The following is a 10,130-nucleotide window of genomic DNA, read 5'->3' as shown; positions in this document are numbered from 1 at the left end:
CATCGTCGTCATCCGAGCCTACGCAAGTCTCTCTCACCCCCTGGATCAGTGCCTGAGAAAGCTAAAGCTTCACAAGACATTTGATCAGGTCGAGTACCGCGCACCCACTTCCCCGGAAGTGGGGGCTCCCTTTTTGTCTCGGTACTTTGTTTCACCGTGTTCCGTCTTAGGACTGCTGCGTTCGGGGTTTATAAGTCATCCTGTTTGCAGTTGAGCGACACGGGTTATGCCCGCGTCTTACGAAGGCTTGCTTACTAAGCTGCGTATGGACCATCCAATGGCCCACCTGACGCGAATTACGTGGACATTGTCACTCGTCTCACCTGTTTACCGGGGCTGCCTCTGCGTCGCCCCGTCAACGTCACCGCAGGCCATCACTTGCACACCTCACTGGGAGAACAATCATGACCACCGCACCTACGCCCCGCGCGGGCACCCGTACCAACGTCCAGAAAGCAGCCCTCGCCGTGGGAGCCGTGTTCCTTCTCGTGGGCCTGCTCGGCTTCATCCCCGGCATCACCAGCCAGTACGACCAGCTCAGCTTCGCGGGACACGAATCCGGAGCACTGCTTCTTGGCCTGTTCCAGGTGTCCGTCCTGCACAACATCGTGCACCTGCTCTTCGGGGCGGCCGGGATTGCCCTGGCGCGCACCATCGGCGGCGCCCGCTCGTACCTGCTGTACGGGGGCATCATCTACCTGGTCCTGTGGATCTACGGCCTGGTCATCGACCAGAACTCGGCCGGCAACTTCGTCCCCCTCAACGACGCCGACAACTGGCTGCACTTCTTCCTAGGCATCGGCATGATCGCCCTGGCACTACTGCTCACACGCGACCACAAGCGCACTACAACACACGCATAACCAAACGGCTCAACTGGCTAGACCGGTTACCGATACCGCCGAGAACAGTGCGGTCCCAAAAAGGATCCGGGGCCGCACTGTTATTCCAGGCAGCTCATGGCATGAGTGATCACAGGATCGAGTCGCTCCCTACTCCTACCTGAAGCCAGCAGATTCACCATCTCGACGGCGAATACCACCTCCATCACAGGTCTGTGTCAGTACGCTGACTACGGGCGCCCAATGAGGAGCGCATCATTCGACGAAAGGCAGCATCATGACCGGGAACGCTCATGGAGGACATGTCGCCAAGCCCAACGAGGGTGACGCCTCGACGTCGGATTCGAACCGGCACAGCATCGGGGACCAGGGCAAGGAGCAGGCCAAGCGCGCCGGCCGCGACCCCTCGGCGGTGGCCGCGGCCGCCGAGCAGGAAGGTCACTACACCAGCACCGAAGCCGTCGAAGGATCGGGTGGCTACACCTCTGCGCAGGATCCTGTGCAGGAGGGTGAGTACACCGACAAGGACAAGCCCGTCGTCGACGAGCCCGAGACTGAGGGTGGGTACACGGACCGCGACCGCTAGTACTGGCCCGCACCAGTTCTCTTCTGTCACAGCATGGAGGCGTCCTGCGGGGTGCTTTTGCTGGGACGAACGCTGCTGCACCATTCTGCAGAGAAGAACCGCCTCGCGCGTAAGCCGTGAAGCATCTAGTACCCGTGGCACTGTGTGCCATCCCCTCCGTCAGCGGCATGCTCTAACTAGGGTCTCACCGGCGATATTTAGCTAAATAGCCTAGTTATACATGTTCTTAGGAATGATCTAGACTCCTGCTCAGGTTAAGCAATAGCCTGCCGAGAATCATCACGCCAAGGTGCCCACCATGACCGCTGACCCATACTCTGTAGCTCCTCTAAGGCCTTCCCCTTACCCACATTCTGTAAGCGTCCTCGAAGCCCTCGATGACCATGAGGATGTCGGTGTCGGTTTCGGCTCTGCTCCCGAGATCCCCGCGGACTTGGCGGCGGAATCAACGAGGGATCTGCGGGTTCTGGCCACTCTCCTGTACAAGGAGTTGGACACCGAAGCCCCGCCGTTTGGTACCTACGAGGATTACCTGGCCGTGTCGGAGGAACTGGACCGGCGAGTAACACCTGCCATCCGCGTCATGTCTGATTCTCGGCCCATGGGGCTGCGGGATAACACGGTGCGTTCACGTTTTGAGCTGTTCGATGACGGCGAGGTAGTCGGTTCCATTGCCTACACCCTGCGCAGCGGTCGTCTGACCCTACGCAACACCGTTCTCGCACCTGAGTACGAGGAACAGGACTCAGCGTTCGCGCTTATTCGGGGCACGCTCCTCAACGCTCATCGGCGCCGCTTGGCAGTCGTGCCGTATTGCCCCCACATTCAGACCTTTTTGGACGCTCATCCAGCCTTCAAACCACTAGTGTCCAGCTCATAGGATCATCAGCGAGTACCACCAGTACATGAGGTCATCGTGGGCCCCAGGATCCCCTGCCAACAGTGCTGGCCTGGACCACCACGCCCGATCGGCTAAACAAGCTGATGCACTCGCTCTTTCCAGGTCCGGCCGAGTTTCCTGTATCTGGGTGTTCAGCCCCTGAGGCAGGCACCGAGTTTTGTGATGCCGTCCCTGATCCGGGTTTTAGCGGTAGGGACGGGTATGCCCAGGCGGTTGGCGACGTCGACGTAGGTGAAACCGGTGTAATAGGCCAGATCGATGGCTTCGCGCTGGATGGGCGTGAGGATGCCCAAACATGTTCTGACTGATGCAGCTTCTTCGTGGTCGATGACTGTTTCGAAGACCTGGTCGTAGTCGGTGTCCTGGTGGCCGATACCCCAGTTGAGGTCCCGGACCCGGCGGGATTGCTCGGAGCGGACCCTGTCGACGGCTTTGCGATGGGTCAGGGTCATCAGCCAAGCCATGGGGCTGCCCTTGGCAGGGTCATAGGAAGCAGCGTTCGTCTGCCATAACGCCAGGAACACCTCCTGAGTGACTTCCGCGCTGATCTCCGCGTCAATGAGTACCCGGCGTACGAGACCGTACACCCGGCACCGGGTGTGTCTGTACAGTTCCTCGAATGCCCGTTCGTCCCTGCCCCCAACAGCGATCAGCAACGCGCACATCTCTGATAAGGCGGCCGTACGTTCAGGCCCTTCCAGAGAGGTGAACCTGACCTTGTTCGCCCGCTCTGTAACAGGGTCAGGTGTAGCAGGGGCAGGTGTAGCAGGGTCAGGTGTCGTGGAAGCGGGGATGAAGTGCGACTTGGAAGACATGAGGGAAACCTTCAGGCAGAAATGGGGGCCGCTATTTTTCTGTAACTGACGGATGCATCACTGGCCCCGCTTTTTCGAAGAAGCCGCCCCCCATAGGGGTTTCTTCGAAAGATGATCTTTGAGCGGTTCCAGTCATGCAGGTGAGAGTGTCCCATCGGCAGCCTCGTCACTTTCTGCCCTCTCTAATGCTGAACCTAACTCAGTAGTGGTCCCGTTACACGTTTTTTTGCACACGCCACCATCACCTGCGGCCGGGTGCAGACATATTCGGGACCTGAGACGGGACTTGGTCGACACAGGGCGCACGGGGAGGGATCTTGCAGCGCGCAGAGTCCAAAACACGATTTGAGACTCCTAAGCGGCAAGGGAAAGAGAGTGCCACACCAGGGTCTGGGGTGTCAGGGCCGAACCTGCGCGATGCCACGAGAGCCCGTCAAGGAACAACAGCAGCACTCACGACCCAACGAACCGTCAACGGACCACCAACCTGCCATTAACGTGTTCGCTAACGTGTTCGCCAATCTGTTCGAGAACTAGGTATTCAGATAGCTGAAGGAATCCCTACCCGTGAAGGGGTTGGACTGTGGAGCGACACCAGTGTTGAGAGGTTGGTGGGGGCTGGGCGTGGTTGAGTGGGAGGTGATGTCCCTGCTGACGAACGTCAGTGGTGGTTTACAGGAAAGCGTGGTTGTCGCATGTTTTTCTCCTAGCGATAGGTGCCCGATGAGTACACGTCTGACCCCGTCCGAGCCCTTCCCCGAGAATCTGGTGCCGCTGGACGTACCCGAGGTCGAAGTCCTCAATAGCAAGCTCGAGCGCGAGCTCACCCACGAATACGTCCATGACGGCGAACCTGACCCGGAGACAGAGTTCCGCCATGAAGAAGTGACCGAGGAACTTGATCGCCGCGACGCGGTAGAAACAGGCGCGCCGACGGCTCCCCTGCTGCATGTCGTGGACCTCCCGGCTAAAGCTGCCTTTCACTCCTGACAGGACGGGTCGACGGTAGGCGACCACCGGGACCTAACCCCTAGGTCCTGTGGGGTCTTTCGCTTAGTCTCGTTTCTGCCCCCGCCTCCGGTTCTGTCCTTGTTTTTTTGTTGTGGGCGATTGTGTCCGTGTTGTTTGTGCCCGTGATTTCGTGGTGGCTCGTTGTGGAGTCGGTGAGGATTATTTGCTGTGCCTGATGAGAAAGAACTAGCCGAAGAAGCTGCCGAGGATCGGACCGTCGCCCTGCTGCAGGACATGGTGCTCGATAGTGACGGCGTTCAGGAGTTCCTGGACGGTCTGGTCACGGTCGCATCGACCGCGTTCACCGGCGCCTACGGCGAGGTGTTTTGCGGGGTCACCCTGCTGCGCCCCGATTCGATGATGACGGTCGCCAGCAGCAGCGACCAGGCCAAAGACATGGATGAGGTGCAGTACGGCTTCAACGACGGACCGTGCCTAAGGGCTGCCCGCGAGGGATACACCGTTCACATCCCTGATTTCCTGACCGAGACCCGATTCCCTGAATACCGTGAAGCCATTGCCAGCTACGGTGTCCGCTCAGCCCTAGGTATCCCGATCGGCCTTGACGCTGGCGCCAGTGCGGGCCTCGACTTTTACTCGACCGAAGCCAACGCGTTCACGGAGACGAGCATTGCCGTCGCGGAGGGATTCGCCCGGGATGCCTCGAAATCGCTGCGGTTGGCCGTGCGGATCGCGACCCTCAAGGACACCACTGGGCATTTGAAGACAGCGATGGAGTCCCGCACCACTATCGATCTTGCGGTGGGAGTCATCATGGGCCAGAACCGGTGCAGCCAGGACGAAGCGATAACAATCCTGCAGTCCGCCTCGAGCGGGCGAAATGTGAAACTCAGGGACCTCGCCGGCGATCTCCTGGCCTCACTCGGACAGACCGGGCCGGTCCGCACACACTTCGACGGCTAACACAGCCCCCATAACTCCGGATAACTCCGGACAACTTCGATCCGACGATGCTGTCCCTGCTGTCCCTGCATGTCCGACGGCCACCTGAGCGCTCACGGCAGGAGTACGCGTGGGTATGTCTACTGCTGTGCAGCCGGGTCCTCGTCTGGTGGTTCAGCGGATTCATTGTCCTGATCATCAATCAGGCGTGGCCCGTTGATCTCGTCCTCCACCTGGCGTGCCAATGCCCGTAATAGGTCCCCGTTCTGCTCGCGTGCCTGTTCCTTGATCCTCATGGCCGTCTTTCCTGGTAGTTCAGGCCCCACCGTTGCCGTTCTCGACCGGGGTGTCCCCCTCCGGGGTATCCTCTTCCGGCTCGAAGTTTGATGGTTCTTTTGTCGAGCTGACCGCGATGCCGTCCTCGCTGTTGGGAATGGTCCCCTCGGGTCCGACTCCTTCTAGTTGTTCATCGTCTTTATGGCCGTTCTGCTTGGTCGTCATCGGAGCCTCCGCAGTAGTTACTTACCGGCCCAACGGGCCTCTCTTTAACCCTAGGCTTCGTGCACGAATCCTGCTTCATGAACCTGGGGCACCCCGTGACTCTGGCGCGGGCATTGTCAGCCTGAGCCACCTCCGGTTCTTATGGGCCTAGTCCGTTCATGCCGATGCGCCGGAGGGGTTCGATGGTCTTCACCGTCATGGCAGCCCTGACGCAGATGGAACTAGAGATCAAACGCGAACGCGTCAACGACTCCAACACCAAACCCCGCGATGCTGACATGGATCTTGGCGGACGACGCCCGATCTCCGCTGAAAGTCAGATCGCCAACGCCCGCCGACTCATCGAACAAGGACAACCCGCATCCCACGTCGCCCGCAACCTTGTCATGTCTCGCGCTACGCTCTACCGGCGCATCGCCAACCTCGACGCAAAGCAATGGATCACCGCACACCCCGGCTCCATTCCCAACTAACCCTCAGTGAAGGATTGCCCGGTAATTGAGCAAGTCGCTAGCACTGGGCGACGAGCAGCCCTGATGGCGCGCTGTTTTAGCGGCGGGTGCGCGGCCGGGAGTATCGGCTCACGAGATCGTTGACCGCAAGCGTGGCGACGATGATCGACACGGCGACGCCGGCAAGCATGACATAGAGTCCGACCAACATCGACATGGGCGAGCTTGCCTCGGCTAGGTAACCGATACCGCCTACTGCTCCAACAATCCAAAACACAGTCACGGCCAGGAGCACCACCATCGACGGCAGGGCCGACCTATGGTCCTTGAGCCACTGTACTTTTCGTCCTGCTTCAATCCCCATGAGCGCCATGCTCCAAGTCTCCGCACCCGCCCATTACAGAGCGGGCGAGGACACGTCTCGCTTAAGTCACGATGTGGCTTCGATACATCGGCTCAGCACATGGTCGTGCCACCAAACCCAGCAGTTCAATAGCGATACAACGAGGTACGACGGCTTATCCGTATCATCCCCGTTAAACGACACGAAGACCGTAGGTAACCCCAGAAGGGCTCAGATTACGACAGGTTGGGCTGGTTGGGTTGGCGCACCTCCTGACCACTGATGCACGGCACAAGCTCCCCCACGCTTCGCTGCTTGTCCCGCACACAAGTGGACAGCAGGAACCAAACAGCCCGCCTGCGCACCCCCACCAACGTCGCCGACGCGCGCTGAAGCTCACCTCGAGCAGATGGTGGGCGTGCACAGCTTCCTGACGTTGCGGTACTCAATACAAAAACGTTCGATGTCAACAGGGCCAGTAGACGGTGATAGGTACAGGCATCGGGAGTAGGAGCACCGACGGTGCCTGCCTTATCTATCAGCGGGTCATCCATCTGTGGGCGGGTGGAGCCCGAAGGGTGGAGCTCAAAGCCGTCCACCTGTGGGTCAGCCGCCAAGACGAACCAGCTCCTTCTATAGGGGGAACTCATTCAGTTGCTGCGTTGACGGGGGAAGTGTCGGGAAGGAGCGTCCGGCGAGGATGGCTGAGAGCTGCGGCGGTGGTAACGCCACGGTTAGCGCGACCGCAGTGAGCATGACGTGGAAACCGGCGAGCATCGCCATCGGTAAATGGTGTGTCATACAGGCGACCGATCCCACCAACAGGCAGACAAGGCCAACAGAGCCGACAAGGCCCTTTGGAACTTACCGTTCCTTACAGGTGCAGGAACGACTATGGGTGCCGCTAATCGCGGCACCCATAGTTTTCATCTGTCCTTATTAATCTCCTGTGCGGAGGGTGAGGGGTTAGCGGTTGCCCTTGTTCGTGCTGGTGTTAGTGGTGTCTGTAGTGGTGTCGTTGTCGAGGAGTTCGATCTTTTCCTTGCGGACGTCCTCGGTGACGGTTTCCTGCTCGGTGATGGTTTCCTTGTCGAGGCGGACGCGTTCGACGGGAACGGCTTCCTTCTCGACGACGGGCCGCTCGGCGTGGAGGACGACTTCGTGCTCTTCTTCGCTGATTGCAGGACCATCCAGAGCGTTCCCGCGGTTGGCGTCCGTAATGGGCTCGCTCACCAGACGAACCTCTTCATGGCTTACCGGTACCGTCTTGGTGACGTTCTCGGTGACGATGTGCTTGCGCAGGCGGGCCTTGCCGACCTCGCGACGCTCGGTACCGACGCGGAGCTGCTCCTCGGAACGGGTCATCGCGTCATCAGTCGTCGGACCGGACGTGTCATGGCCAACAGTCTCCCTGTCCTTGGAGCGGTCAATACGCTCATCGCCGGCCTGGTAGCCGGGCTCATACCCGGCAGTGCCAGCACTGGCGTTCCCCGTGGTACTGGTCGTGGTGCGGGTGGTGTCGGCGTATCCGTTGGTGTCCTGGCCGGTGTGGCCGGAGAGTCCGTAGTGACGGTACAGAGTATCTTCCTCTTCGGGGCTGAGCTCGCCGTCTGATTCCACGCGGGGTGCGTCCTTGACCTGCTCCTTGGTGTACCCGACAGTCACGTCATCACCGGTCAGATTGGCGCCCTGTAGGGGCGCGAAGGACTCCGAGGTGCCGAACAGACCCGTCTTGACGGTCACCCAGCTCGGATCGCCGGTCTGGTCGTCCAGATACACCTGGCCGGCGGAGCCAATCTTGGATCCGTCGGAGGCCAGGACGTGGCTTCGGCCGGACATGATGGTGTCAATATCGTTCTGCGAAATCATAGAAAAGCTCCTTCTGCGTTGAACCAGACAAGGATGCCTGGCTGGGTTGTTCGTGCTGGTTGTGACTAGTTGGTTGTTAGTGCCAGCTGTTAGTGGTTGGTGATGCCTGACTGGTGGTCGATGCCGACCTGGTCGACCTTGCGGTGGAAGCGCATACCGGCCTTGCCGCCAAGGATCGCCCCGATGAGGGGAACCAGGACGGCGATGGCCAGGGCGATAAGCCCGGACGCGGTCAGCAAGCTGCCGTCAACGGGGATCCGGGGAGCTCCGCCAATGCTGGAGAGGATGTTGAACTGGTCACCCGCGATGGTGGCGAGGATCGCAACCAGAATGGCGATGATGATGCCCCAGAGCCACACGGCGACGCCCTGCTTCACGCCGTCGAAGCGCGCCATCCGGCCTGCGACATACCCACCGCAGTAATAGGCCAGGAACAGGACGATGGCGAGCACGATGCCGCTGACGATCCCGATGGTTTCCGCGTTCTGGGTCGCCTGATTAGCAGCATCTTGGGCACCAGCGGTGTTCGCGGCTCCTACGCCGGCGCCGATGGCTGTTGCCAGGGCACTGAGCAGGACGGTCAATCCGATGGCAGTGAGCCACCCGAAGAACGCCGAGCCCCACTTGATACCGCCGAAGCGTTCCTTCTCCGCAGCGACCACGTCATTCCTGCGGCTCTTGGGAGTACTGGCCCCCGAGATATTTTTGTCTGCCATTGTCATGTCCTTCTCATCGGAAGTCATACCGGTTCCGCTTTTTCCCAACTTGCCCCCAGACCTCTTCAATGTCGTGCCAGAAAAGGTGGATCCGAGGGCGGAGAGCGCGGATGGGATAGTTATCAGCTTTACGCCCACAAGCGGGGACCCTTGGTCCCCCCAAGGAGCAAGCTCCCACCACGACGATACCTAAGCAAACTGATAATAAGTAAGCTTGTTTTTGTTCGCTGCAGCACCCTACTGTGAGGTTGACATGTGCTGTTGGCGCCGGGGGATGCCGTAGAGCCGGTCCCTTTTCTCGTCGTGTCAGGAAGTACTCACCATGGACGAAACACTCACGTCCGCTGTGGCAACAGTGGTGAACTCGGTGGAGGAACTGGTGCCAAAATTACTGCCGGCATCGCTTTTCGCATCACCCTCGCTGCCCGCAACACTCAGACCGCCTGCATGGCTGGTGCCGCGATGACCTTCACTCCCTCACAACTCCCCCCAGCAGAACAGAATCCACTTGAACAGGCTCCGTTGTCACAAGCACCGTTGGCACAACTTCCGCCAGAACAGGTTTCGTTAGAGACATCCGTACCGGAATTACTGGAGGTGCAGCCGGGTCTGGAGGGGCTGGGGACGGGACAACTTTTATCTGTCGCTGCACGCGCGGCGCAGAGAATTTCCTACCCGCACCTTCCGGCCCTCGGGTTATCGCCCTTGGGAATGTATGCGCTGCAGCACCTCGTAGAACGAGGATCTCTGCTCCAGGTCGATCTCGCTCATCTGCTCTATGTGCGGCCGCAGACCCTGGGCCGACTGCTGAACCGGCTCGAACTCCAGAACTGGGTATCCCGCCACCCCAGCGGGAAACAGAACCACGTCCTTGTCACTCATACTTCCAAGGGTTTGTCGGTGCTGACCTACGCTCTTGCCGGCATACCCGTCAACGCCCTGACCGCTCCCCGCCCGGCAGCCACCTCCGAACCCGCCACAGCAGAACCAGACCAGTTACCCGACCAGAAGCTGCGCGAGAACCTCGAGGCCCTCCGCCCACTGCTCTACGCGATCATCACGGGCACCAGCCAAACCCACCACACCAAATAGGCGATGGCATCACCGTGCTTTCCTCCAATACGTCGGACCCTCGTGGAACCACCATTTCTAGTGCGAAGGGCGCTTACTATACGAGGAGGCAGGTAGTGC

Annotated in this window: 13 protein-coding genes; 7 read left to right on the top strand and 6 right to left on the bottom strand. The window is 59.9% G+C overall.

Features of this window, described 5'->3' with window-relative positions:
* The first annotated feature begins 404 nt into the window (after positions 1-404).
* From D6T63_RS18460 to D6T63_RS18450, 3 genes are all read left to right on the top strand, one after another.
* The gene (locus D6T63_RS18460) at positions 405-863 is read left to right on the top strand and encodes a DUF4383 domain-containing protein (protein WP_120150792.1); all 459 of its coding nucleotides are present in this window, start codon (positions 405-407) and stop codon (positions 861-863) included.
* Between the two features lie 256 nt (positions 864-1,119).
* Positions 1,120-1,428 carry a hypothetical protein gene (locus D6T63_RS18455; RefSeq protein ID WP_120150791.1) on the top strand — a complete coding sequence of 103 codons (309 nt, stop codon included), beginning with the start codon at positions 1,120-1,122 and terminating at the stop codon, positions 1,426-1,428.
* Positions 1,429-1,726: 298 nt separating this feature from the next.
* A complete protein-coding gene (locus D6T63_RS18450) occupies positions 1,727-2,308 on the top strand; it encodes a GNAT family N-acetyltransferase (RefSeq protein ID WP_120150790.1) in 582 nt (193 codons plus the stop codon).
* 152 nt (positions 2,309-2,460) lie between these two features.
* Here D6T63_RS18450 and sigK read toward each other — a convergent pair whose 3' ends face one another.
* Positions 2,461-3,144: an ECF RNA polymerase sigma factor SigK gene (gene sigK / locus D6T63_RS18445; protein WP_120150789.1), complete on the bottom strand. Its 684-nt coding sequence runs from the start codon at positions 3,142-3,144 to the stop codon at positions 2,461-2,463.
* A 723-nt stretch (positions 3,145-3,867) separates the two neighbouring features.
* Here sigK and D6T63_RS18440 point away from each other — a divergent pair.
* Together D6T63_RS18440 and D6T63_RS18435 are read left to right on the top strand one after the other, a co-directional pair.
* Positions 3,868-4,134 carry a hypothetical protein gene (locus tag D6T63_RS18440; protein ID WP_182977123.1) on the top strand — a complete coding sequence of 89 codons (267 nt, stop codon included), beginning with the start codon at positions 3,868-3,870 and terminating at the stop codon, positions 4,132-4,134.
* 189 nt (positions 4,135-4,323) lie between these two features.
* Positions 4,324-5,079 (top strand): GAF and ANTAR domain-containing protein, encoded by a 756-nt coding sequence (locus D6T63_RS18435; RefSeq protein WP_235830865.1) that lies wholly within the window; start codon positions 4,324-4,326, stop codon positions 5,077-5,079.
* Positions 5,080-5,198: 119 nt separating this feature from the next.
* Here D6T63_RS18435 and D6T63_RS19460 read toward each other — a convergent pair whose 3' ends face one another.
* Both D6T63_RS19460 and D6T63_RS18430 read right to left on the bottom strand, forming a co-directional pair.
* Positions 5,199-5,354, bottom strand: a complete 156-nt coding sequence (locus D6T63_RS19460; RefSeq protein ID WP_182977122.1) for a hypothetical protein — start codon at positions 5,352-5,354, stop codon at positions 5,199-5,201.
* A 19-nt stretch (positions 5,355-5,373) separates the two neighbouring features.
* Positions 5,374-5,559 carry a hypothetical protein gene (locus D6T63_RS18430; RefSeq protein ID WP_120150788.1) on the bottom strand — a complete coding sequence of 62 codons (186 nt, stop codon included), beginning with the start codon at positions 5,557-5,559 and terminating at the stop codon, positions 5,374-5,376.
* Positions 5,560-5,741: 182 nt separating this feature from the next.
* Here D6T63_RS18430 and D6T63_RS18425 point away from each other — a divergent pair, with 182 nt between their 5' ends.
* A complete protein-coding gene (locus D6T63_RS18425) occupies positions 5,742-6,032 on the top strand; it encodes a helix-turn-helix domain-containing protein (protein ID WP_328588695.1) in 291 nt (96 codons plus the stop codon).
* Between the two features lie 76 nt (positions 6,033-6,108).
* Here D6T63_RS18425 and D6T63_RS18420 read toward each other — a convergent pair whose 3' ends face one another.
* From D6T63_RS18420 to D6T63_RS18410, 3 genes are all read right to left on the bottom strand, one after another.
* Entirely contained in the window at positions 6,109-6,375 is a 267-nt protein-coding gene (locus D6T63_RS18420) for a hypothetical protein (RefSeq protein ID WP_147394446.1), read from the bottom strand.
* Between the two features lie 945 nt (positions 6,376-7,320).
* A complete protein-coding gene (locus tag D6T63_RS18415) occupies positions 7,321-8,223 on the bottom strand; it encodes a YsnF/AvaK domain-containing protein (protein ID WP_120150785.1) in 903 nt (300 codons plus the stop codon).
* 89 nt (positions 8,224-8,312) lie between these two features.
* Positions 8,313-8,939, bottom strand: coding sequence for a hypothetical protein (locus D6T63_RS18410; protein WP_120150798.1), 627 nt, complete (start codon positions 8,937-8,939; stop codon positions 8,313-8,315).
* 447 nt (positions 8,940-9,386) lie between these two features.
* Here D6T63_RS18410 and D6T63_RS20160 point away from each other — a divergent pair, with 447 nt between their 5' ends.
* Positions 9,387-10,031 (top strand): MarR family winged helix-turn-helix transcriptional regulator, encoded by a 645-nt coding sequence (locus D6T63_RS20160; RefSeq protein WP_328588694.1) that lies wholly within the window; start codon positions 9,387-9,389, stop codon positions 10,029-10,031.
* Positions 10,032-10,130: the final 99 nt, after the last annotated feature.

The organism is Arthrobacter cheniae (genome assembly GCF_003602275.1).
Taxonomy (GTDB): domain Bacteria; phylum Actinomycetota; class Actinomycetes; order Actinomycetales; family Micrococcaceae; genus Arthrobacter_D; species Arthrobacter_D cheniae.
Note: the sequence above shows the minus strand (reverse complement) of the source record. Positions and strands in the feature narration are given on the sequence as shown.